Origin of the sequence: Cryobacterium sp. M96, from assembly GCF_002929845.1 — a bacterium.
GTDB lineage: Bacteria > Actinomycetota > Actinomycetes > Actinomycetales > Microbacteriaceae > Cryobacterium > Cryobacterium sandaracinum.
Genome location: NZ_PJJS01000042.1, coordinates 81,275 through 103,997 on the forward strand (window position 1 = coordinate 81,275; position 22,723 = coordinate 103,997).

General features: G+C 68.4%; 19 protein-coding genes. 9 read left to right on the plus strand and 10 right to left on the minus strand.

Annotation, left to right across the window (positions count from 1 at the left end; translation table 11 throughout):
- Positions 1-219: 219 nt before the first annotated feature.
- Positions 220-1,380 carry a flavodoxin-dependent (E)-4-hydroxy-3-methylbut-2-enyl-diphosphate synthase gene (gene ispG, locus CXY79_RS06200; RefSeq protein WP_174720143.1) on the minus strand — a complete coding sequence of 387 codons (1,161 nt, stop codon included), beginning with the start codon at positions 1,378-1,380 and terminating at the stop codon, positions 220-222.
- Between the two features lie 141 nt (positions 1,381-1,521).
- On the opposite strand from ispG, the gene CXY79_RS06205 reads away from it, so the two are divergent.
- The gene (locus tag CXY79_RS06205) at positions 1,522-2,721 is read left to right on the plus strand and encodes an acetyl-CoA C-acetyltransferase (RefSeq protein WP_104100269.1); all 1,200 of its coding nucleotides are present in this window, start codon (positions 1,522-1,524) and stop codon (positions 2,719-2,721) included.
- Positions 2,722-2,870: 149 nt separating this feature from the next.
- Here the strand turns inward: CXY79_RS06205 and CXY79_RS06210 are convergent, their stop codons facing one another.
- A complete protein-coding gene (locus CXY79_RS06210) occupies positions 2,871-4,250 on the minus strand; it encodes an RIP metalloprotease (protein ID WP_199186729.1) in 1,380 nt (459 codons plus the stop codon).
- Positions 4,251-4,403: 153 nt separating this feature from the next.
- Between CXY79_RS06210 and CXY79_RS06215 the strand changes: the two genes are divergently transcribed.
- The 3 genes from CXY79_RS06215 to CXY79_RS06225 are packed head-to-tail and all read left to right on the plus strand — an operon-like array spanning position 4,404 to position 7,088.
- A complete protein-coding gene (locus CXY79_RS06215; RefSeq protein WP_255409023.1) occupies positions 4,404-5,705 on the plus strand; it encodes a serine/threonine-protein kinase in 1,302 nt (433 codons plus the stop codon).
- A complete protein-coding gene (locus CXY79_RS06220) occupies positions 5,702-6,133 on the plus strand; it encodes a hypothetical protein (protein ID WP_104100271.1) in 432 nt (143 codons plus the stop codon). The genes CXY79_RS06215 and CXY79_RS06220 overlap by 4 nt, the downstream gene beginning before the upstream one ends.
- Before the next feature lie 25 nt (positions 6,134-6,158).
- Positions 6,159-7,088 carry a hypothetical protein gene (locus CXY79_RS06225; protein ID WP_104100272.1) on the plus strand — a complete coding sequence of 310 codons (930 nt, stop codon included), beginning with the start codon at positions 6,159-6,161 and terminating at the stop codon, positions 7,086-7,088.
- Between the two features lie 18 nt (positions 7,089-7,106).
- Here the strand turns inward: CXY79_RS06225 and dxr are convergent, their stop codons facing one another.
- Positions 7,107-8,189, minus strand: coding sequence for a 1-deoxy-D-xylulose-5-phosphate reductoisomerase (gene dxr, locus CXY79_RS06230; protein ID WP_104100273.1), 1,083 nt, complete (start codon positions 8,187-8,189; stop codon positions 7,107-7,109).
- A 65-nt stretch (positions 8,190-8,254) separates the two neighbouring features.
- Here dxr and CXY79_RS06235 point away from each other — a divergent pair, with 65 nt between their 5' ends.
- Positions 8,255-9,049, plus strand: coding sequence for a 1-acyl-sn-glycerol-3-phosphate acyltransferase (locus CXY79_RS06235; RefSeq protein WP_104100274.1), 795 nt, complete (start codon positions 8,255-8,257; stop codon positions 9,047-9,049).
- A gap of 76 nt (positions 9,050-9,125) precedes the next feature.
- Positions 9,126-10,463, plus strand: a complete 1,338-nt coding sequence (locus CXY79_RS06240; RefSeq protein WP_104100275.1) for an aminotransferase class III-fold pyridoxal phosphate-dependent enzyme — start codon at positions 9,126-9,128, stop codon at positions 10,461-10,463.
- 108 nt (positions 10,464-10,571) lie between these two features.
- Here CXY79_RS06240 and CXY79_RS06245 read toward each other — a convergent pair whose 3' ends face one another.
- The gene (locus tag CXY79_RS06245) at positions 10,572-11,057 is read right to left on the minus strand and encodes an OsmC family protein (protein WP_104100294.1); all 486 of its coding nucleotides are present in this window, start codon (positions 11,055-11,057) and stop codon (positions 10,572-10,574) included.
- Positions 11,058-11,193: 136 nt separating this feature from the next.
- Here CXY79_RS06245 and gabT point away from each other — a divergent pair, with 136 nt between their 5' ends.
- On the plus strand, positions 11,194-12,576 hold the full coding sequence (gene gabT, locus CXY79_RS06250; protein ID WP_104100276.1) for a 4-aminobutyrate--2-oxoglutarate transaminase: 1,383 nt from the start codon (positions 11,194-11,196) through the stop codon (positions 12,574-12,576).
- A 16-nt stretch (positions 12,577-12,592) separates the two neighbouring features.
- Positions 12,593-13,615, plus strand: coding sequence for an asparaginase (locus tag CXY79_RS06255; protein ID WP_233191307.1), 1,023 nt, complete (start codon positions 12,593-12,595; stop codon positions 13,613-13,615).
- Between the two features lie 15 nt (positions 13,616-13,630).
- Here CXY79_RS06255 and CXY79_RS06260 read toward each other — a convergent pair whose 3' ends face one another.
- The 4 genes from CXY79_RS06260 to CXY79_RS06275 are packed head-to-tail and all read right to left on the minus strand — an operon-like array spanning position 13,631 to position 17,763.
- Positions 13,631-14,437 carry an ABC transporter permease gene (locus CXY79_RS06260; RefSeq protein ID WP_174720187.1) on the minus strand — a complete coding sequence of 269 codons (807 nt, stop codon included), beginning with the start codon at positions 14,435-14,437 and terminating at the stop codon, positions 13,631-13,633.
- Positions 14,434-15,348: an ABC transporter permease gene (locus tag CXY79_RS06265; protein ID WP_104100278.1), complete on the minus strand. Its 915-nt coding sequence runs from the start codon at positions 15,346-15,348 to the stop codon at positions 14,434-14,436. Before CXY79_RS06265 ends, CXY79_RS06260 begins: the two co-directional genes overlap by 4 nt.
- 1 nt (position 15,349) lies before the next feature.
- Positions 15,350-16,549 carry an ABC transporter ATP-binding protein gene (locus CXY79_RS06270; protein WP_104100279.1) on the minus strand — a complete coding sequence of 400 codons (1,200 nt, stop codon included), beginning with the start codon at positions 16,547-16,549 and terminating at the stop codon, positions 15,350-15,352.
- 2 nt (positions 16,550-16,551) lie between these two features.
- On the minus strand, positions 16,552-17,763 hold the full coding sequence (locus tag CXY79_RS06275) for a spermidine/putrescine ABC transporter substrate-binding protein (RefSeq protein ID WP_104100280.1): 1,212 nt from the start codon (positions 17,761-17,763) through the stop codon (positions 16,552-16,554).
- A 345-nt stretch (positions 17,764-18,108) separates the two neighbouring features.
- Here CXY79_RS06275 and ald point away from each other — a divergent pair, with 345 nt between their 5' ends.
- On the plus strand, positions 18,109-19,224 hold the full coding sequence (ald, locus tag CXY79_RS06280; protein ID WP_104100281.1) for an alanine dehydrogenase: 1,116 nt from the start codon (positions 18,109-18,111) through the stop codon (positions 19,222-19,224).
- Positions 19,225-19,302: 78 nt separating this feature from the next.
- Here the strand turns inward: ald and CXY79_RS06285 are convergent, their stop codons facing one another.
- Both CXY79_RS06285 and CXY79_RS06290 read right to left on the minus strand, forming a co-directional pair.
- A complete protein-coding gene (locus CXY79_RS06285; protein WP_104100282.1) occupies positions 19,303-22,326 on the minus strand; it encodes an FtsK/SpoIIIE domain-containing protein in 3,024 nt (1,007 codons plus the stop codon).
- 228 nt (positions 22,327-22,554) lie between these two features.
- Positions 22,555-22,723: transposase (locus CXY79_RS06290; protein ID WP_146068095.1), on the minus strand; the 169-nt coding region annotated here is incomplete at its 5' end.

Sequence of the window (22,723 nt, forward strand, 5' to 3'; positions counted from 1 at the left end):
TTCCCTCTCCCGAACGAATTCGACGGAGATTCTGCCGGAATCGGCCCTAGAGCCCGCGAAAAGTCCCCACTACGTGAAAATCTCCGTCGAATTGGTTCAACGCTGGTACGGTGCTCCACCTGTGATGAACGTCATGCACGCGGCGCCTGAGATCTGATCTCCCGGACGCGACGCGACGCGACCCAGCGAATGGGACTCGCTGGACTCGTTGGATCTCGACTAGTTGGAGCCGACCGTCACGACGGGGGCGCCGAGGGAGTCTTCGCTCGGCGGCATCTCGGCGGCCATCCGGTTGGCCTCCTCGATCAGGGTCGCGACGATCTCCGACTCCGGCACGGTCTTGATGACCTCGCCGCGCACAAAGATCTGGCCCTTGCCGTTACCCGACGCCACGCCGAGGTCGGCGTCGCGGGCCTCGCCCGGTCCGTTAACGACACAACCCATCACGGCAACCCGGAGCGGCACGGTCATGCCCTCGAGGCCGTCGGTGACGTCGTTGGCGAGCTTGTACACGTCGACTTGGGCGCGACCGCAACTCGGGCAGGACACGATCTCCAGCTTGCGCTCGCGCAGGTTCAGCGACTGCAGGATCTGCAGGCCCACCTTGATCTCCTCGGCCGGGGGCGCGCTCAGCGACACCCGGATGGTGTCACCGATGCCTTCGCCGAGCAGGATACCGAACGCCGTGGCGCTCTTGATGGTGCCTTGGAACGACGGTCCGGCCTCGGTGACGCCGAGGTGCAGGGGCCAGTCGCCGCGTTCGGCGAGCAGCCGGTAGGCCTTGACCATGATCACCGGGTCGTTGTGCTTGACGGAGATCTTGAAGTCGTGGAAGTCGTGTTCCTCGAACAGGCTGGCTTCCCAGACGGCGCTCTCGACGAGCGCCTCCGGGGTGGCCTTGCCGTACTTCTGCAGCAGGCTCGGCTCGAGCGAGCCGGCGTTGACGCCGATGCGGAGGGAGACGCCGGCTGCTTTGGCCGCGGCGGCGATCTTGCCGACCTGGTCGTCGAACTTGCGGATGTTTCCCGGGTTGACGCGCACGGCGGCACAGCCGGCGTCGATCGCGGCGAACACGTAGCTCGGCTGGAAGTGGATGTCGGCGATGACCGGGATCTGGCTCTTCATCGCGATGATCGGCAGCACCTCGGCGTCGTCGCGGCTGGGCACGGCGACGCGCACGATGTCGCAGCCGGATGCCGTCAGCTCGGCAATCTGCTGCAGGGTCGCGTTGATGTTCGTGGTCGGTGTCGTCGTCATCGACTGCACGCTCACGCGCGCGTCGCCGCCGACGAGTACCTTGCCGACCTTGATCTGACGCGTCTTGCGACGCGGAGCGAGAACTTCAGGTACTTTGGGCATTCCCAGGTTGATTGCAGCCACGGCGACAGCTTACGCGGCGAGACCGGGCGAAATCTGAACGGATGCCGGATGACTCCCGACGGTCGGGGCCACCGCCGGAACGCATCGCCACCCCTACCCGATCGGCCCTCGGCCCGATCGGTCTTCTGAAGGAGATCCGCTATGAACCACAGTGCCGTGAACAGCAGCGACGTCGTCATCCTCGCGGGCTCGCGCACACCGCAGGGTCGGGTGAACGGGCAGCTCTCAGGCCTCACCGCCGTGCAGCTGGGAACCGCTGCCATCACCGGGGCGCTCGCCCGCGCCGGCGTGACACCCGATCAGGTGCAGTTCGTGCTTATGGGCCAGGTCCTGCAGGCCGGCTCCGGCCAGAACCCGGCCCGGCAGAGCGCGATCGGCGCCGGCATCCCGTGGAACGTTCCGGCAATGACACTGAACAAGGTGTGCCTCTCGGGGTTGGCCGCCGTGATCGACGCGGCCCGGATCATCCGTCTCGGTGAAGCGGATGTCGTCGTGGCCGGCGGCCAGGAATCGATGTCGAACGCCCCGCACCTGCTGCCCGGCTCGCGCACGGGCTGGGCCTACGGCAGCGTCACCATGCTTGACCACGCCGCCAGCGACGGGCTGACGGATGCTTTCGACGGCCTCTCTATGGGCCTTTCCACCGAGCATGTCAACGGGCGGCTCGGCCTGCTTCGGGCGGACCAGGATGCCATCGCGGCCGCCTCGCATCAGCGCGCCGCCGCCGCCGTCGAGAACGGCGTCTTCGACGACGAGATCACCCCGATCAGCGTTCCGCAGCGGAAGGGCGAGCCGCTCCTGGTCGCCACGGACGAGGGTGTGCGCGGCGACAGCACCACGCAGACGCTGGGCCGGCTGCGCCCGGCCTTCACCGAGGACGGCACCGTCACGGCCGGCAACTCGTCGCCGCTGAGCGACGGTGCCAGCGCCCTCGTGCTGTGCAGCCGCCGCTTCGCCGACGACAATGAGCTCAGCTGGCTGGCGGTGGTGGAGTCCTCCGGCCAGGTCGCCGGACCCGACAACTCGCTGCACTCACAGCCGGCGAACGCGATCCACCGCGCGTTGGAGCGCCAGGGCTGGGCGGCCAACGAGCTCGACCTGGTCGAGATCAATGAGGCCTTCGCCGCGGTGTCGCTCGAATCGACCCGGGAGCTCGGCCTCTCCCCCGAGCAGGTCAACATCCACGGCGGCGCGATCGCCCTCGGGCATCCGATCGGGGCCTCGGGCGGCCGCCTCGCGCTGCACGCGGCGCTTGAGCTGGCCCGGCGCGGCACCGGTAAGGCCGCCGTCGCCCTCTGCGGCGGCGGCGGCCAGGGTGAGGCGCTGCTGCTCTCGCGCTAACGCCCGTACCGGACGCCGCTCGCAGACGCCGAGAGTCGCCGTTTTTGCCCAGTTGACCTGGCGGAACGGCGACTCTCGGCATTTTCGGCGAATCTCGGCGAATCTCGCCGGGCAGAGCCGCGGGGAGCTGCGCCGGGACGCGCCGCGGATCAGCCGAAGATGTTGATCGGTTTGACGATGTCCGCGTAGATCAGCAGCAGGCTCATGGCGCCGAGCACCACCACGACGGCGAAGGTGAGCGGCATCAGTTTCGCCGTGTCGACGGAGCCCGGGTCGGGGCGTCTGAACAGCTTGGCGATCTGACGCCGCAACCCTTCCCAGAGCGCGCCGGCGACGTGTCCGCCGTCGAGCGGCATCAGCGGCACCAGGTTGAACACGAACAGGGCCACGTTGAGCGAGGCCAGGAGCCCCAGCATGCTCGCGATCTTGCTGTTCACCGGGATGGCGTCGATGCTGGCGATCTCGCCGGCGACGCGGCCGACCCCGACCACACTGATCGGGCCGTTGGGGTCGCGCTCCCCCGGTCCGAAGGCCGCGTTGGCGATATCGATCATGCGCTGCGGCAGGTTCGCGATCATGTGCACGACCGCGCCGATGTTCTCGCCCACCGCGGGCAGCACGGCGGTCGCCGGCTGCGGCACGAACTCGCCAGCCGGGCCGATTCCGACGAAGCCGACCTCCTGAGTCCTCGGCTCGCCGGCGGCATCCTCTTCGATCTCGCCGTCGGCATCGCTCACGTAGCGTTCGGTGAGTTTCGGGGTGATGGTCAGGGTCTGCTGGGTGCCGTTGCGTTCGACGACGGTGGCAAGCGGGATGCCCGGCGACTCGCGAATGATCTCGGTGGACTGGTCCCAGCTGTCGATCGGGGTGCCGTTCATGCTGACCAGGCGGTCGCCCGGCTGCAGGCCGGCCGCGGCGCCGGGCGCCTTCTCGTCGGTCGGTTCGCAGGTCTGCCGGGTGCTCGTGGCCGGCAGCACGCACTCGGACACGCTGCCGACGCTGGTGCTGGCCTGGGCCGTTCCGAAGCCCATCAGGAGCACGGCGAAGAGCACGACCGCGATGAGGAGATTCATCGTGGGCCCGCCGAGCATGATGATGACACGCTTGAAGACGGGCAGGCGGTAGAACGCGCGGTGCTCCTCGCCCTCACCGATGGTGTCGGCGCTGGACTGGCGGGCGTCGTCGACCATGGTGGCCATGGCGCCGGGCTTCTTCTCCGGTTCACCCTCCTGCACCAGCTGGTTGAAGAAGCCAGTGCTGGATGCCTGCACTCTGCCGCCCTTTTTGGCGGGCGGGAACATGCCGATCATGGCGATGTAGCCGCCGAGCGGGATGGCCTTCACGCCGTACTCGGTCTCGCCCTTGCGACGGGACCATAGGGTGGGCCCGAAACCGATCATGTACTGGGTGACCTTGACGCCGAAGAGCTTGGCGGGAAGCAGGTGCCCGATCTCGTGCAGGCCGATGGACAGGGCAAGGCCGACCACGACGATCAGAACGCCCAGAATATACAGCAGCACGGTTTCCACAGTCGTAGATTACCCACTCCACCCTGCGAGGGCGCTGGCTGTTCCCCCTGCAAGGTGTGGTTTGCTTGACTTTACGGATCCACGAGGAGGTTCCCTCTGTCCAAGCCACACGCCGTCGGTCCCATCGGCATCAGCCTGGCCGACCGTTTTCGTATCGACGCTCTGCTCGGAACGGGCGGGATGGCATCCGTTTACCGGGCCACCGACCTCTTTCTGGGGCGTACGGTCGCCGTGAAGCTGTTCCGTCTCGACACGGCCGACGACGCCGGGCCCGAGCGCCAGAGCGGCGAGGTCACGGTGCTCGCGAGCCTCAACCACTTCGCCCTGGTCACCCTGTTCGACGCCGGCACGGCCGTGATCGACGGAGTCTCGCGCACTTACATCGTGATGGAGCTCGTGGACGGCACGGACCTGCGCAGCAAGATCGCCGACGGGGCCCTGCACCCCGACGAGGTGGCAGCCATGGGCGCCGACCTCGCGGAGGCGCTGCACTACGTGCACGCGCGGGGCATCATCCACCGCGACATCAAGCCCGCGAACGTGCTGCTCGCACCGTCGGGCTTCCCCGGCCGCGCCATGCATGCCAAACTCGCCGACTTCGGCATTGCCCGTCTCTTCGACGCGACCCGCCTCACGGCGACCGGGTCTCTGCTCGGCACGGCCGGCTACCTCAGCCCCGAACAGGCACTCGGCAACACCATCGGCCCGCCCAGCGACGTCTACTCGCTCGGACTCGTGCTGCTCGAATGCCTCACTGGCGAGCGCGCCTTCACCGGAACGGCGATCGAATCGGCAATGGCCAGGCTGCAGCGGCAGCCGCACATCCCGGCCCATCTCGGCCAGCGCTGGGCCGCTGTTCTGGGCGGCATGACCATCCGCGAGCCGGCCGACCGACTCAGCGCGGGTGACGCAGCCGTGCAGCTGCGACGCCTGGTCAGCGGGGAGAACGTCGCCGATGTCACCGCAGTCACCGTGGCAATGGGGGCTCCGGGGGCCACCGAGCTTCTGGAACCCACCGCCGATCTGGGCGCCAACGAGCTGTTGGAGCCCACTGCCGTCCTGGGCGCCACCGAAACCCTCGAGCCCACCGCGGCCCTCAGGGCCGCGACCCTCGAGCCGACTGCGGTTCTGGCCGTCACGAAGGTCATCACTGCCCCGAAACCCGGCGCGGATTCCCCCACCGAGTTTCTGACGCCGGCCGGCGCTCCGGCCCGCTCACCGGGCCGCGCGGCGGAACGGTCCCCGGGTAGCGCCCGTGGCACCACCATCGCTCCCGCGTGGCGCCGGCCCCGAGTGCTCGCCTCGCTCGGAGTCCTGGCCGCGCTCATTCTGCTCGCCGTGGTGGTCTTCACCCCGCGGGTGGCTGAACCGGCCACGCCCGCCGCTACCTACCCGGCCGTCGACGGCTCCCTCGGCACCAATCTGAAGCGACTCCAGGAAAGCGTGACGCCATGATGCCTCGGGCCCGCCTAACACTCGCACTGGCCGCGGTCACGCTCGTCGCGTCCACCCTGACCGGGTGCGGGAGCACACCTCCCGACCTGCAGCAGAGCACCGCAACCGAGTTGCAGGCCGGTGTGCGGAACGTCACAGCGGCCGCCGCGGCCGGCGACTTCGAGGCCGCCCAGGCCTCGCTCGAGGCCGTCCAGGCCGACCTGCTGACCGCGGCCGCGGCGGACGGGGTGAGCGCCGCCCGTGCTGCCGACATCCAGTCAGCCCTCAACCTGGTGTCCGCGGACCTGACCGCCGCGATCGAGGCGAGCAAGCCGGAGCCGACCGTGGCCCCGGTTCCAGCCCCGAGCCCGACGTCCGTTGACAACGGCAACGACAAGGACGACGGTAAATGCAAGAAGAACGACGACGGCTGCGACGACGAGGACTAGCGTCGGCCTCAATTCAGGAGGATACATGCCCCAGCAACTGATCGTCGGCGCCGGCATGGTCGGACGACCGCTCGCCGAGCGTCTGATGATTCGAGGAGACCAGGTGACCGTCGGAACACGCTCCGGCGCGGCGGCACCCGGGGTAGAATCTGTCGTGCTGAACGCGAGCGACGCCCAGACCTTCACCCGGGCGGCAACCGGCATGTCGACGATCTTTCTGTGCATCAACCCGCGGTACACCGACTGGCCCACCCAGTGGCCGCCGGTCATCGACGCGGCGCTGACGGCGGCATCCGTCACCGGCGCCCGCCTGGTGATGATGGGCAATCTCTACCCGTACGGGTCTCCGACCGGGCCGATGACCGAGCATTCGCCGGAAACGACCACCGAGACGAAGGGGCTCGTGCGCAAGGAGCTCTGGCACCGGGTGAGGGACGCGCACGACCGCGGCGAGATTCGGGCCGTCGAGGTGCGGGCGAGCGATTATTTCGGGCCGGGCGTCGTCGGCACTGCGCATCTCGACGACCGGTTCTTCAGAGCCATCCTGGAATCGAAGACCGCCCGGGTCGTGGGCCGGCCCGGGCGCGTGCACAGCTGGAGCTACCTGCCCGACATCGTGACAACTCTCGTGGCCGCCGCCGACTACCGGGGCGACTGGGGCCGCCTCTGGCATGTGCCGAGCACGGCCATCACCCGTGACGACATCGCCGCCCAGCTCAACCGCCGCTACGGCACGCACGGCACGGTGGCGGGCTACCCGCAGTGGCTGCTCAAATCGCTCGGCGCGCTGAACCCGATGATGCACGAGATCTGGGCCTCGAGCTATCAGCTCAGGGTGCCGTACATCATCGATTCCGCCGAAACCGAGCGCGAGCTCGGCGTCGGCAAGACCCCGTGGCCGGATGCCCTCGCCGCCACCGCGGACAGTTACCGCAGCTCAGGCGACACGGCCTAAGCTGCGTGGCCGGCTTTCTCAGCGGGCGAGGAGCTTGTCCGCCGCGGCGCGGGCCCACGCCTCGGCGCCGACGAGCGACTCGCGTGTGAGCGGGCCGTCCTGCTCGTGCCGTTCGACGACACGCTGGATGGTGTCGACGATGTCCAGAAACCCGATGGTGCCGGCGTGGAAAGCTGCCACGGCCTGCTCGTTCGCCGCGTTGAACACCGCGGGGTAGGTGCCGCCCGCGCGCCCGACCTGCTTGGCCAGGTCGACGGCCGGGAAAGCCGTCGTGTCGAGGGGCTCGAAGGTCCAGTCCTGCGGGATGGTCCAGTCGATCGGGGTGCCGACCGCCGCGACGCGGTTCGGCCAGTCCAGCCCGAGCGAGATCGGCAGACGCATATCCGGCGGGGACGCCTGGGCGATCGTCGATCCGTCGATGAATTCCACCATGGAGTGCACGACGGACTGCGGGTGCACGACCACATCGATGCGCTCGTATTCCACGTCGAAGAGCAGGTGCGCTTCGATCACCTCGAGGCCCTTGTTGACGAGGGTGGACGAGTTGGTCGTGACGACGAGCCCCATCTCCCAGGTAGGGTGCGCGAGCGCCTCGGCCGGCGTGACGTCGGCGAGCTGCCCGCGTCGTCGGCCACGGAACGGGCCCCCGGATGCCGTCAGCACCAGGCGTCGCACCTCGCCGGCCGTTCCCGAGCGGAGCGCCTGCGCGATGGCGGAGTGCTCGGAGTCGACGGGCACGATCTGTCCCGGCGCCGCCAGCGACTTCACCAGGTCGCCGCCGACGATGAGCGATTCCTTGTTGGCCAGGGCCAGCGTGCGACCGGCTCGCAGGGCGGCGAGAGTCGGCCCGAGGCCCACCGAGCCCGTGATGCCGTTGAGCACCACGTCGGCCTCGACGTCGCGCACGAGCTCTTCGGCCTCGTCCGCGCCGAGCGCCGTGTGCTCGACCTCGAACTCGGCGGCCTGCGCCTCGAGCATCGTCCTGTTGTTGCCGGCGGAGAGCCCGACCACCTCGAACCGGGTGGGGTTGGCCTTGATCACATCGAGGGCCTGGGTTCCGATCGAGCCGGTCGACCCGAGAATTACAACTCGTCTGCGCATCCTGCAATTTTAGGTGGCGCCGCCGCCTTTCGTGGCGGGGCGGGCCGTGGCGGTAGGGTCCAAGGATGACCGGTTCCAAAGAAGATTCCCAGGATGCAACTCCCGTCGACCTGTCGGCGGAGGAATCGGAGCGCACGAAGCGCCCCGGATTCGTCTACTTTCTCGGTTACGGCATCATGGCGCCGATCGCCCGGCTGGTATTCCGCCCCACCATCATCGGCCGGGATAACATCCCGCGCAGCGGCCGCGTCATCCTGGCCAGCAACCACCTGTCGTTCATCGACAGCATCGTGATTCCGCTGGTCGCACCTCGGCGCGTGCAGTTCCTGGCCAAGTCCACCTACTTCACCGGCACCGGGTTCACGGGTTTCGTCTCGCGCACCTTCTTCACCTCGATCGGAGCGGTCGGGGTCGAACGCGGCGCGGGGCAGGCCGCCCAGGACGCTCTCGACGCCGGCCGCAACATCCTCGAATCCGACAGCGCGTTCGCGATCTACCCGGAGGGAACCCGTTCCCTCGACGGCCGCCTGTACAAGGGCCGCACGGGCGTGGCATGGCTCGCCCTCACCACGGGGGCCGTCGTGGTTCCGGTCGGGCTGATCGGCACACAGGAGATCCAGCCGGTGGGAGCGAAATTCCCGCGCATCCGCAAGGTCACGGTCACCTTTGGCGAGCCCCTCGACCTGAGCCGCCACGGTTCCGCCGAGTCCGGCAAGGCACGGCGCGGCGCGACCGACGAGATCATGGCCGCGATCCACGCCCTGTCCCGTCAGGAATTGGCCGGCCGGTACAACGAGTCGCCGCCCTCGGGAACCCTGCAAAAGATCGCCGACCGGGTCTTCCCGCGCGAACGCGTCTAGCCGCTTTCGGACCGGCCGAGCCGAGCATCCGTCGCCCGGAAACACCGCGGAAACGGGCGCGACCTAAGCTGGGGTCATGTCTGACACGTATTCGGTACCCCAGGAGCGCAAGCTCGTCACCGCCCTTCCCGGCCCCAAGTCGGTCGAATTGCAGGAACGCCGCCTGCGCGCGGTTTCCCGCGGTGCGGGCACGCTGGCGAACATCTATATGGATCACGGAGCGGGAGCGATCCTCGTCGACGTCGACGGCAACCAGATCATCGACCTCGGCTGCGGCATCGGCGTGACCACCATCGGTCACGCGAACGACGAGGTGGCCGCGGCCGCCGCGGCGCAGGCCGCCAAGCTCACCCACACCCTGTTCACCGTCACCCCGTACGAGAACTACGTGGCCGTCGCGGAGAAGCTCGCCGAGATCACCCCCGGCGACTTCGAGAAGCGCTCCATCCTGGTGAACACCGGCGCGGAAGCCGTCGAGAACGCCGTGAAGATCGCCCGCAAGTTCACCGGCCGGCGCGCCATCGTTGCGCTCGACCACGCGTTCCACGGTCGCACCAACCTGACCATGGCGATGACTTACCGCCCCTGGCCCGAGCGCGCCGGAATGGGACCGTTCCCCGGCGAGATCTACAGCGTGCCGACCAGCTACCCCTACCGTGACGGCCTGACCGGCGAAGAAGCCGCCGAGAAGACCATCGACTACATCAACACCCACATCGGCGCCACCGAGATCGCGGCCTTCTTCATCGAGCCGATCCAGGGCGACGGCGGCATCGTCATCCCCGCCCCCGGATTCTTCAAGCGCCTGAGCGAATTCTGCACCGAGCACGGCATCGTCTTCGTCTCCGACGAGATCCAGGCCGGCATCGCCCGCACCGGCGCCTGGTACGGCATCGAGCACCACAACGTGGTGCCGGACCTCGTCACCACCGCCAAGGGCATCGCCGGCGGATTCCCGCTCGCCGCCGTCACCGGCCGCGCCGACATCATGGACTCTGTGCAGCCCGGCGGCATCGGCGGAACCTTCGGCGGCAACCCGGTCTCGACCGCGGCCGCCCTCGCCGTCTTCGACCTGATCGAGCGAGACGACCTCCTCGGCGAGGCGCGGCGCGTCGAGAAGGCCCTCTGGGCACGCATCGGCGACTGGCCGAAGCGGTTCGCGGTCGTGGGCGACGTGCGCGGCAAGGGTGCGATGTTCGGGGTGGAGCTCGTTCACCCGGGCACGAACACACCGTACCCCGAGGCTCTCACCGCGATCATCAAGCACGCGACCACCAACGGCGTCATCGTGCTGGATGCCGGCAGCTGGGACTCGGTGCTGCGCATCATGCCGTCGGTCGTCATCTCCGAGGCGCTGATCGACGATGCCGCCTCCGTTATCGAGGAAACCCTCGCCGCCTTGTCCGGCCCGTAGCACCGATAGAACCCCGGGTAGGTGGCGGCGAGCGTGCGGCGGAAGCCGTCTGATCGCCGCCGCAGGGAGCACGGCCACCGACCGCACGTTGCGGTGACCGGGTCGGCGTCACACCTCAGTATCGGCGAGCGCCACCGTCTGCGGCTGGTGAATGACGGGGAAGTTCACGGATGCGCCGATGAAACAGAGGCCGGCGGCCTCCGCGTGCAGGGACTGCGCGAGTTCGACCTGGCCGGGGTCGGCAACCGTGACGCGCGGTCGCAGGGTCACCTCGGTGAAGTGGCCGCCACCATCCGTCGTCTGGGCCATCGACCCGGTCGCGTCGTCGGTATAGTCGACGACCTGCACGCCGTGCTTCACGGCGACGTGCAGGTAGCTCATCAGGTGGCATTCGCTGAGGGCGGCCAGCAGCAGTTCCTCCGGGTTCCAACGGTCGGCGTCCCCGTGGAAGGTCGGATCGGCCGATGCACTTATCGGCTCCTTGCCGGGGGCGGTGATCAGGTGATCCCGGCCGTAGTCCCGGTAGCTGCTCGTGCCGGTGCCTCGGTTGCCTGTCCAGGCGATGTTCACGGCGTAGTGGTGGTGTGCACCGATCACGGCGCCTCCTTCGATTTGCGCGGCTCTGCGGGCCGATTCGCGGCCGACAACGGGCCGTAACACGGCCAGGGAACCGATTGTCGCAGCAATTCGCCGCGCCTCCCGTCGCATCGATCGGTAAACTGGTCAGATCATGACTGACACGCTGACGCCTTCGACCTCCCCGTCCACCCCCGCCGCACTGGTTTACACCGTGCCGCAGGAACGCAAGATCGTGACCGCGATCCCGGGTCCGCGCTCGAAAGAACTCCAGCAGCGCAGGCTCGCCGTCGTCTCCGGCGGCGTCGCATCCGCTTTGCCCGTCTACATCGCCAAGGCGAACGGCGCCATCCTCGTCGACGTCGACGGCAACCAGTTCATCGACCTGGGCGCCGGCATCGGTGTGACCACGATCGGCCACACCGAGACCAGCGTGGTCGCGGCCGCCGTCGAACAGACCCAGGACTTCATCCACACCCTCTTCACCATCACGCCCTACGAGGAGTATGTGCGCGTCTGCGAGCTTCTCGCCGAGCACACCCCCGGCTCCTGGCCGAAGAAGTCGGTGCTGATCAACTCGGGCGCCGAGGCCGTCGAGAACGGTGTCAAGATCGCCCGCAAGCATACCGGCCGCCGCGCCGTCGCCGTGCTCGACCACGCTTACCACGGTCGCACGGTGCTGACCATGGCCATGAACTACAAGGCCATGCCCTACGCCACCGGCTACGGCCCCCTCGCCAGCGATGTCTACCACGCCCCCAGCTCCTACCCGTATCACGACGGTCTGAGCGGGGCGGATGCCGCGGCGCGCACGATCGCGTACCTCGAGAAGGTCGTCGGACCCACCGACCTGGCTTGCCTGGTCGTCGAGCCCATCCAGGGTGAGGGTGGCTTCATGGTTCCGGCCGAGGGCTACTTCAACGCCCTGCAGACCTGGTGCACCGCGAACGGCGTCGTCATGATCGCAGACGAGATCCAGAGCGGCATGGCCCGCACCGGCAAGTACTACGCCAGCGAGCACTTCGGCTGGACCCCCGACCTCGTGCTCACCGCCAAGGGCATCGCCGGCGGCATGCCGCTGGCCGCCGTCACCGGCCGCGCCGAGATCATGGATTCCTCGCAGCCCGGCGGCCTCGGCGGAACCTTCGGCGGTAACCCGGTCTCCTGCGCAGCGGCCATAGCGGTCTTCGAGTCGATTGAGCGAGGCGATCTGCTCGCCGAGGGTGTGCGTATCGAGAACACCCTGCGCGCCGGCCTCGGTTCTCTCAAGGAGAAGTACGACATCATCGGCGAGATCCGCGGTCGCGGCGCCATGATCGCCATCGAACTCGTGCAGCCGGGCACCGGTGACACGGAGAAGGCGCCGAACGCCGCCGCAGTGTCCTCCATCGCCGCCTACGCCGCCCAGCACGGCGTGTTGCTGCTCACCGCCGGAACCTACGGCAACGTGCTGCGCTTCCTCCCGAGCCTGGCCGTGAGTGATGCCCTCCTGAACGATGCCCTCTCGGTCATCGACGACGCCATCGCCGCGCTTTAGGCGCGAAGCACACACCGTGACAACGACATTCGAGGTGCCAATCCACGCCGGGCAGACGTTCTTCGTCCCCGATGCGGTCGAACTGGCCGTGGTCGAGCGCAGCGGCTTCATCGAATCGAGGCATGCCGGCAGCGCGGTCGTGCTCACCAGCGAGGGCGCGGTCCTACGCGCCCTCGGCGATGTGACCACCCCGATCTTTCCGCGGTCGTCGATGAAGCCCTTCCAGGCCATCGCCGTGATGGCCAGCGGGGTCACCCTGCGCGGGGAAGACGCCGCCATCGCGACCGCCAGCCACACCGGAACGCAGCGCCACGCCGACCTCGTGCGCGGGCTCCTCGCCCGCGCCGGCATCCCCGAGACGGCGCTCGCCTGCCCGGCGGCCTGGCCGGACGACTCCCCCACCCGCGACGCCCTGGTGCGACTGGGGGCCGCCAAGGCCCCGATCTACATGAACTGCTCGGGCAAGCACGCCGCGATGCTCGTGGCCTGCCAGCAGAACGGCTGGGCGCTGTCTGGATACTTGGAGCCGGCGCATCCGTTGCAGAAGCGCATTCTCGACGTGGTGGAGCGCTTCACCGGCGAGCGGCCGTCGGCGTCGGGCATCGACGGATGTGGCGCGCCGGTTCACGCGCTGTCCCTCACCGCTTTGGCACGCGGCATCGCCCGCATCGCCACGTCCAAGTCAAACTCGCCGTTCGCGATCTACCGCGAGGCCGGCTTCCTCGGCGAGGCAATACGGCAGAACGGCTGGGTCATCGCCGGACCCGGCATGCCCGACACGGTCGTGATCGACCGCCTCGGACTGTTCGTGAAGACCGGCGCGGAGGGCATCTGCGTCGCCTCCGCCGCCAACGGCACGACGGTCGCCCTCAAGATTCTCGACGGCAGCCTGCGGGCAACCACCATCGTGGCCCTGCGTCTGCTTGCGGACTCCGGTGCGATCGCACACAGCGACGTCGAGGCCATTCTGCCCGAGCTGCACCTGATGGTGCTGGGCGGTGGGCTCCCGGTCGGGGAGATCCGCGCCAGCTACGTGTAGGGCGCGGGCCGGGAGTCAGCCCAGTTTTGCCAGCCGCTTCTCCTTGGCCGCCCGGGATACCTGGGCGGTGACCACGATCACCAGGGCGAAAATGAACACCGCCGACGCGATCACGTTCGCCTCGGCCGGGATCCCCCGGGCTGCGGACACGTAGATGTACTTGGGGAACGTGGTGACGGCGCCGGAGTTGAAGTTGGTGATGATGAAGTCATCGAAGCTCAGCGCGAAGGAGAGCAGCGCGGCCGCCAGGATGCCGGGCAGCAGGAGCGGAAAGGTGATCCGCGCGAACACCTGGGTTGCCGAGCCGTAGAGGTCTCGGCCGGCCTCCTCGAGCGCGGGGTCGAGGCTCGCGACACGCGCCTTGACCGTCACCACCACGAAGCTGATGCAGAACATAGTGTGAGCCAGAATGATCGTAGACATGTCCTTCGGAACGCCGAGCGACAAGAACTGCGCGGCCAGGCCGGCGCCGAGCACGACTTCCGGCGTGGCCATCGGCAGGAACAGGAGCAGGCTCGTCTGCGACCGGAACCGGAACCGGTACCGCACGAGGGCGATCGCGATCATGGTGCCGAGCGTGGTCGCGGCCACCGTGGCCACCACGCCGATCAGGATGCTGTTGCCGAACGCCTCGCAGACGGCGCCGTTCTGCACTTGGCACACGTTCAGCCACTTGTCGAAGGTAAACCCGCGCCAGGTGATGTTGGACTTGAGCGAGTCGTTGAACGAGAACACGAACGTGTAGACGATCGGCACCATCAGGAAGATCAGCGCCAGCACCGTGTAGAGCGGCAGCAACCACTTGCCCAGGGAGATTTTCACAGCAGCTCCTCCGTGCCCGACCGTTTGACGTAGACGCTCACGATCACCAGGATCACCGACATCAGGATGATCGACAGCGCGGCCGCCGCCGGATAATTCTGCAGCACCAGGAAGTTGGCCTCGATCACGTTACCGATCATCTGGGTGTCCGGTCCGCCGAGGAAGTCCCGGCTCGCGTTGATGTAGTCGCCGGCCGCCGGGATGAAGGTCAGCAGGGTTCCGGCCACGATGCCGGGCATCGACAGCGGGATCGTGATCTTGCGGAACACGTCGAACGGATGCGCGTAGAGGTCGCTGCCGGCCTCGAGGTAGCGCAGGTCGAGCCGTTCGAGCGTCGTGTAGAGCGGCAGGGTCATGAACGGGATGAAGTTGTAGGTGAGCCCGAAGATGACGGCGAAAGCAGTGCCCGTGAAATGGGCATCCGGTGCCAGCAACGACAGAGCCTTGAGCGAGGTGATCACGAACGACTCGTCGGACAGGAGCTGCTTCCAGGCCAGGGTGCGCAGCAGGAAGCTGATGAAGAACGGGGCGATCACCAGCACCAGCATGAGGCTCTGCAGCAACGGCCAGGGCCGCGCCTTCACGCCGATAAAGTACGCCAGCGGGTAGCTGAACACCAGGGCGAGCAGCGTGGCGATCAGCGCGTAGCCGAAGGAGCGCATGATGTGCGGCCAGTAGGCCGTGATCACGTCGACGTAGTTCTCCCAGCGGAAGGCGTAGGAGTACTGGCCGACGTCGCCGAATTCCGAGGGGGCCTGGAACGACGTCAGCAGCAGCGAGACGAGGGGGGCCAGAAAGAACAGCACCAGGTAGAGGATGCCCGGCAACAGCAGGAGCAGCGCGATCGGGCTCTTCCGGCGCGGCGCCGGTTCGGGCGCGGTGGTGCTGGTGGAGAATGCCGCGAACGCCACCCTAGGCTTCCTCAAGCTCCGTGAGCAGGGAGGAGCGTTTCTGGGTCGCGATGCTTCGGGTGCTGTCGTCCGCCTCGAAACGGGGCTCCGCCGAGGCGTCGTCCTCGAGCCCGAAGCCGTGTTCGATGTTCCAGTCCAGCCAGACCTCGGACCCCTCATGGGCGACGGGGCCGAACGCCATGTTCTGCGCGAAGACGATGAGGGTGCCGACGCCGACGACCTCGACCAGGTACTGGGTGCTGACCCCACTGAACGAGACGTCGATCACCCGGCCGGGACCCATCAGGTTGCGGGCGACGTCGGCGACGGGCTCGGTCACGTGCAGGGTCAGCTTCTCCGGGCGGACGCCGATCGTGACCTCGCCGGTGTGCCGGTGCGCGCGCGCCGCCGGAACCACGATTTTCTGGCCGGCCACGGCCACGGAGATGGCCTCGCTCGTGCTACCGACCACGGGGCCGGTGAACAGGTTCGACTGGCCGAGGAAGTTAGCGACGAACGCCGTGCGCGGCAGCTCGTAGAGTTCCTCGGGGGCGCCCATCTGCTCGATCCGGCCCTTGTTCATGACCGCGACGGTATCGGCCATGGTCATGGCCTCCTCCTGGTCGTGGGTGACGTGCAGAAACGTGAGGCCGACCTCCTCCTGGATGGTCTTGAGCTCGAGCTGCATCTGGCGCCGCAGCTTCAGGTCGAGCGCCCCGAGGGGCTCGTCGAGCAGCAACAGGGCCGGCCGGTTGACGATCGCGCGGGCGAGGGCCACGCGCTGCTGCTGTCCGCCGGAGAGCTGTTGCGGGCGGCGGGCGGCGAGGTGGTCCAGTTCCACCAGGCGGAGCGCCTCGTGAGCCTTGGCGACCGGGTCGTCCATCCGCCGGCGGCGCAGCCCGAAGGCGACGTTCTCCAACACTGTCATGTGCGGGAAGAGGGCATAACTCTGGAACACCGTGTTGACCGGACGCTGGAAGGATTTCTGGTTCGTCACATCCGTGCCCCCGATCAGGATGCGCCCGGCCGTCGGTTCCTCGAGGCCGGCCACCAAGCGCAGGGTCGTGGTCTTGCCGCAGCCGGACGGGCCGAGCAGCGCGAAGAACGACCCCGCGGGGATCTTCAGGTCGAGATGCTCGATAGCGGTGAAGCCCGGGAACCTCTTCTGGATACCCACCAGCTCCAGGTCGGCCCCCGCGCTGGCGAATTCTCCGTTGGCCATCCCTACGAGCCCAGCAGGATGCCCTGGAAGGCGGCGTCGTACTTTTGCTCCTCCGCGCCGGTCAGGGTGCGGAAGACGCGAGCCTTGGCCAGGGTCGTGTCGTCCGGGAAGATCAGCTGGTTGTTCGCGAGCTCGGGGTCGATCGCCATCGCGGCTTCCTTGGCGCCGGCGACGGGGGTGATGTAGTTCACGTAGGCGGCGACCTCGGCGGCGACGGCCGGGTCGTAGTAGTAGTCGATGAGTTTCTCGACATTCTTCTTGTGCGTGGAGCCGATCGGCACCAGAAAGTTGTCGTTCCAGAGGGTGCCGCCCTTGTCGGGGACCACAAACTCCCATTTGTCCCCGTTCTCGGCGTTGAGCTGCACGATGTCGCCGGACCAGACGATGGCGGCGAGGGTGTCCTCGTTGATGAGGTCTTCCTTGTACGCATTGCCCTTGATGTTGCGAACCTGGCCGTCGCCGACCTGTTTCTCCAGCACGTCGATCGCGGCGAAGAACTCGTCGTCGCCCCAGTCGCCCGCGATGTCGACACCCATGTCGAGCATGATCAGTCCCATGGTGTCGCGCATCTCGGACAGAACGCCGACCCGGCCCTTGAGGTCGGAGCTCCACAGGTCCTCGACCGAGGCGATGCCGTTCGGAAGTTTCTCCTTGTTCCAGCAGATGCCGGCGAACCCGCCCTGCCACGGCACGCTCATCTTGCGGCCGGGGTCGAAGCCCACGTCTTTCAGGGACGGGAGCAGGTTTTTCAAGTTGGGGATGTTGGCCTGGTCGAGTTCCTGGGTGTAGCCGAACCGGATCCAACGGCCGACCATCCAGTCGGTCAGGCAGACGGTGTCGGCGCCGATGTCCTGGCCGAGGGCGAGCTGGTCCTTGACCTTGCCGTAGTAGGTGTTGTTGTCGTCGACGGCCTCGGTGTACTCGACCTTGATGCCGGTTTCGGTCGTGAACGCATCCAGTGTGGGGTAGTCGCCGGCGTCATCGACGTCGATGTAGAGCGCCCAGTTGTCCCAGCGCACGAGCTTGCTGCTGTCGGACTCGTCGGGGGCGGCGGTGGGCTTCGTGGCCCCTCCGGTCGAGCATGCGGCGAGCGCCAGGGCTGCGGCCCCGCCACCGGCTCCGGCGAGCAGAGCGCGGCGCCCCATCGTGGTCGCCCGGGCCTGACGGACCAGCTGAGCGATCATGGGATCTGCGGGCAACGGCCTGGGCTTCATGGTCGGGTCTCCTTGCACTTCTCAGCGGATGAGCTCTCACAGCTTTCATTGCGAGTTGCTAGATACTTGCACAGGAGCGCCCCCTGCGCACCCAAGAGTGACCGAATCGTTAATTTCTGGTCAGATCACGCACGAAATCAGCACTCTATGGCGACACTCTCAATCGAAATGAGCTGTTCGGCGGCGGTAGGATTTCGCTCAGGCCAGAGTGGTCCACCGCCCGGAGGTCCACCACTGAGGGTTTGAACCGATTCGACGGAGATTTTCACCATAAAGGCTGTTTTTGGCCCAAAAAACGATTTTTGAATCAAAATCTCCGTCGAATTCGTTAGACAAGGGAGCGCCATGAAGGTCGCAGTTCCGGCAGAAATCAAGAACAACGAGTTCCGGGTGGCGATCACCCCGGCCGGCGTACACGACCTCGTGGCGCACGGGCACGAGGTGTTGATCGAAACGGGGGCCGGGCTCGGCTCCGGGCTCAGCGACGAGAGCTATGCGGCGGCGGGCGCGACGATCATGCCGGATGCCGCGTCAACCTGGGCCGCCGCCGACCTGCTGCTCAAGGTGAAGGAGCCCGTGGCGAGCGAGTACGGTTATTTTCGCCCCGATCTGCTGCTGTTCACCTACCTGCACCTGGCCGCGGAACCAGCCCTGACCCGTGCGCTGCTGGAGGGCGGTGTCACCTCGATCGCCTACGAGACCGTGCAGCTGCCGACGCGGGCGCTGCCGCTGCTCGCGCCGATGAGCGAGGTTGCGGGCCGCCTGGCACCCATCGTCGGCGCCAACGCGATGCTCAAGCCCAACGGCGGACCGGGCCTGCTCGTGCCCGGGGTGCCCGGAACGCATCCGGCTCGGGTCACTGTGCTCGGCGGCGGTGTGGCCGGCACGGCAGCCATGCAGGTCGCCCTCGGGCTCGGCGCCCAGGTGACCGTGCTCGACACCAACCTGTTCCGCCTGCGCGAAATCGACGCGCTGTACTACGGGCGGGTGCAGACCATCGCCTCGAACAGCTACGAGATCGACCGGGCGCTGGTGTTGTCCGACCTGGTGATCGGATCGGTTCTGATCCCCGGGGCCAGGGCCCCCAAGCTGGTCAGCAACGAGCTCGTGTCCCGGATGAAGCCGGGCAGCGTGCTCGTGGACATCGCTGTGGATCAGGGCGGCTGCTTCGCCGACTCCCACCCGACGACGCACGCCGATCCGACGTTCACTGTGCATCAGTCCCTGTTCTACTGCGTGGCGAACATGCCCGGGGCCGTGCCGAGCACGTCCACCTATGCGCTCACCAACGCCACGCTTCCCTATGTTCGGCTGATCGCGAACCGAGGCTGGAAGGACGCGCTCCGAACGGATGCCGCGCTCGCTTTCGGCCTGTCCACGGTCGGCGGCCTCATCACCAGCGGCCCGGTCGCGAGTGCGCACTCGCTGCCGCTCCGCGGTCTGGTGGACGCGCTGGCCTGATCCACGGCCGGACGGCGGCGGGGCCGGCACCGCTGAACTGTGCTGCGGGACTGTGCTCCGGGACTTCGCGGCCGGCGGCTACACGACCTGGGCCCGCAGCGTGGCCCGGTGCACGGCGCCGTCCGGGCGCAGTACCCACACCCGACCTCGGTTGGGTGCCAACGGCGGAGGCAGGTCCCGGCGTCGGCTGATGGCCCGGTAGTCGGCCAGGCTGCAGCCGTCGAAGACCAGGTCCGCGTGCGGGCGCAGGGCACCCAGCAGGGACCACTGCGCCTGCCACGCGTCCACGTCTCCGACGAAGGCGGTGCCTGATTGTGACTCGCTCAGCCGGAGCGACGCGCCTGCCTGCGCGGCCTCCGCCAGCTCGCCGTGGGACACCGCCGCGAGGTCGACGACCCGCGCGCCGGGGACCGTTCCCAGCGCTGCGGCCGAGCGGGACGGCGAGTCCGACACGACGAGAAGGGTCTGCCCGGGCCGCCCCAGGAGCGCAACGGCATCCGTGCGTGGCTCGATGTCCCGCTGCGCCGCGACATCCGGGATTGCACCGCTCTGCTCCGGCGCGAGGAGCTGGATGCGATGGTCCTGCCAGCTCCCGCCGCCGGGCGGAAGGCGGTCGTCGAACAGGGCAGCCACTCCTCCGGCCGCGACGTGCTCGGCGACATCGGGCAGGCGCAGCACCAGCCGTCTCTGGCACAGGGCAGGCAGGGACTGCAGCGATCCGGTGAGCCTTTGCGCGGCGATGACGATCCGCAGGCCGCCCTCCGCGCCGTCGCGGAGCAGCCCGGCGAGCAGTTCGAGGGCCGCCGGACGGTGCTCCTGGTCCCAGCGGGCATGCACGCTATCGAAGTCGTCGAGAAGCAGCAGCCTGGCAGCCGGACTCCCGCCGACGTCGAGGCATTGGCGCGCCTTGACGAGGCAGTCCCACACCGCCTCGACGTCCGCTCCGAGCAGCACGGCATCTCCAACGGGCGCGAACCCCGCCGCGACCGACGCAAGCGCAGTTGACTTGCCCGAGCGGGGACCGCCGATCACGAGCAGGCTGCCCTCGGCGATCGGCTCGTAGCGGGCCACCCGGTAGCGCTGCAGTTCCGGCTCGTCGAGCAAGCCCAGCAGACCGCCGGGCGCGGCACGAGCGTCGGGAACGGCACGGTCGTGCCCGGCCGCCACCGCGGCGCCGCCGAACGCACTCTCGTCGGCCGCCGTTCCGCCCGCGACGAGGGCGAGGAGGTCCTCGCGGCTTACCGTCTGAGGCAGCAGGTCGAGCCAGGGGCGCCGAGGGTTCGGCGCATCGGCGTCCGCGACTGCGAGGGAGCGGATCTCGCGCGGCGAGGTCGTCGCCACCTGGCAGAGCACGGGCCCCGAGGAGTCCGCGGCGATCAGGCAGCGGCCGGCTTGGTCCGCGCCGAGGGCCGCGGCCGCATCCGTGCCCAGCACCGCCACGCTGTCGGCGCGGTTGTTCACCCGCAGCGACACCCGCAGCGTGCAGTTGGCGAGCAGGGCGTCACGCACCACACCGGTGGGCCGCTGGGTGCAGAGTATCAGGTGCACGCCCAGCGACCGGCCCCGCGCGGCTATGTCGACGAACAGAGCGTGCAGGTCGGGGAATGCGGTGAGCATGGTCGCGAATTCGTCGACCACGATCACGAGCCGCGGAAGCGCCCCGCCGGCATCCTGCCTCCGCAGGTCCACGATGTCACGCGCGCCGGCACGCCCGAGTACGCGTTCGCGATACCGCAGCTCGGCGGCCAGGCTGGCCAGCGCCCGGGCGGCCTGGTGCACGTCCAGGTCGGTGATCAAACCCACGCAGTGGGGAAGGGCGCAGAGCGGGGCGAACGCGGCCCCACCCTTGAAATCGACCAGGAGGAACGTCACCTCGTCGGGGCCGGCCGCCGCCGCCATCGCCGCCACCCAGGTCACCAGCAGTTCGCTTTTGCCGCTGCCGGTCGTGCCGCCGACGACCGCGTGCGGCCCTGCCCCGACCAGGTCGAGCGACACCTCCCCCGCTTCTCCCACCCCGATGACGCAACGGAGGTTCGGCGATTGGGGCTGCCCATGCGGTGCCCGATACCCGGGCTGGAAGCCAGAGAGCTCACCAAGGGCAACGGATGCGGGGACTCGCCGCGCATTCTGGACCAATCCAGCCGCCGAGGCCCGGGCGCTTAGCACGCGGGCGACCACGATCGCCTGTTCGACGGTAATCAGCTCGGGCCGGAAGCCACTCCCCCAGGCGTGCACGCTGGAGCGCAGCACCTCAGCCCGGCCGGGACCCTGCAACCGCACGATGGTGTCGCAGCCCCACGGCAATTCGGCAAGAGTGCCGGCCAGGGCGACGACCAACCCCGACCCTTTGGGTGCCCCGCCCAGGGGTGCCCCGCCCGACTTGGGTGCCCCGCCCGACGGCGCCTGGCAGATCACGAGGCGGCGGGCGCAGGACTGCCCGGTGTCATGCGGGAGGGCGACCGCCCATTCCCAACCGCGATCAGGCACGGTGAGTCCGACCTGGTCTGGAGCCAAGGAGCAGGCCAGCTGCACCAGCAGCCCGCGGGCCAGCGCCTGCCCGAGCGACAGCGGTCCGACGATGCCGATACCACCGCCGGCATCAGCGTCGATCGGTGCCTCGGTGAGCGTGGCCGCCCAGTCGCGCACGTCGCGATGCTCGTCGGGAGCGGCGCCACCGTCGAGGCGTAGCCCGCTGGGCACCGCACCGGAGCCCAGGCTCACGTCTGCTCCCGAACCGGTCCAACGGATGGCGGCGTGCGGGGCGGCGACGATGCTGTTGGCCGAGGGCGTGCGCCGCCAGTGCGCGCGAAGCAGCTCCTCATGGCGCAGGGCCACCTCGGCCCGCAGTGTCGCCAGTGCCTGCCCCTGGTCGAGAGCGTTGGTACGCCGGGTGCGGCGGCCCGTGCGCCGCGCGTCGAGCATGACGGCCACGGCGATGACCGGGCCGAGCACCGCGAAGATCAGCACGAAGGCTGAGCCCGTGATCAGCCAGATCGCCCCGGCCGCGGCCAGCGGCGCCACGCTCGCGATGAGTGGGAAGCCAGGCGGCGGCAGGTCGGCCGGGCGGGTGGGGAGGGTCAGCGGGACATCGGCTCGGATCACCGCATCAGTCCATCACTCCGGAGGCAGGCGCCACCGCGCGCGCCGGCATCCGTCCCGGGATGACGGCCGGCCGGGTTGGGGAGGGGCCGGCTGAGTGAGTCCGGATCGAACGGTTGAATCGCTCACAGCGTCGAACGAATTCGACGGAGAATCTCGTGTGAAACCGCTCTTTCGGGTGAATCAGGTGCGATTTGGGCAAAATCTCGGCTCTCCTGCTGCTTCTGTGGGTTAAACCCGGCCGGGGAGCACTGGTTTGTGGCCGCCGAGGCTGAGCATGGCCAGGGCGATGAGGGCGTCGGGTGATTTGAAGCCGAAGGCGATGCGGGTAATGAGCCGGATCTTGGTATTGACGGATTCGATGCGGCCGTTGGAGAGGCCGTGCTCGATCGATGCAAGG

Coding starts and splice junctions, on each gene's coding strand:
- CXY79_RS06205 (WP_104100269.1), top strand. CDS start 1,522: ATGAACCACAGTGCCGTGAACAGCAGCGACGTCGTCATCCTCGCGGGC.
- CXY79_RS06235 (WP_104100274.1), top strand. CDS start 8,255: ATGACCGGTTCCAAAGAAGATTCCCAGGATGCAACTCCCGTCGACCTG.
- dxr (WP_104100273.1), bottom strand. CDS start 8,189: ATGCGCAGACGAGTTGTAATTCTCGGGTCGACCGGCTCGATCGGAACC.
- CXY79_RS06220 (WP_104100271.1), top strand. CDS start 5,702: ATGATGCCTCGGGCCCGCCTAACACTCGCACTGGCCGCGGTCACGCTC.
- CXY79_RS06225 (WP_104100272.1), top strand. CDS start 6,159: ATGCCCCAGCAACTGATCGTCGGCGCCGGCATGGTCGGACGACCGCTC.
- CXY79_RS06275 (WP_104100280.1), bottom strand. CDS start 17,763: ATGAAGCCCAGGCCGTTGCCCGCAGATCCCATGATCGCTCAGCTGGTC.
- ald (WP_104100281.1), top strand. CDS start 18,109: ATGAAGGTCGCAGTTCCGGCAGAAATCAAGAACAACGAGTTCCGGGTG.
- gabT (WP_104100276.1), top strand. CDS start 11,194: ATGACTGACACGCTGACGCCTTCGACCTCCCCGTCCACCCCCGCCGCA.
- CXY79_RS06240 (WP_104100275.1), top strand. CDS start 9,126: ATGTCTGACACGTATTCGGTACCCCAGGAGCGCAAGCTCGTCACCGCC.
- CXY79_RS06270 (WP_104100279.1), bottom strand. CDS start 16,549: ATGGCCAACGGAGAATTCGCCAGCGCGGGGGCCGACCTGGAGCTGGTG.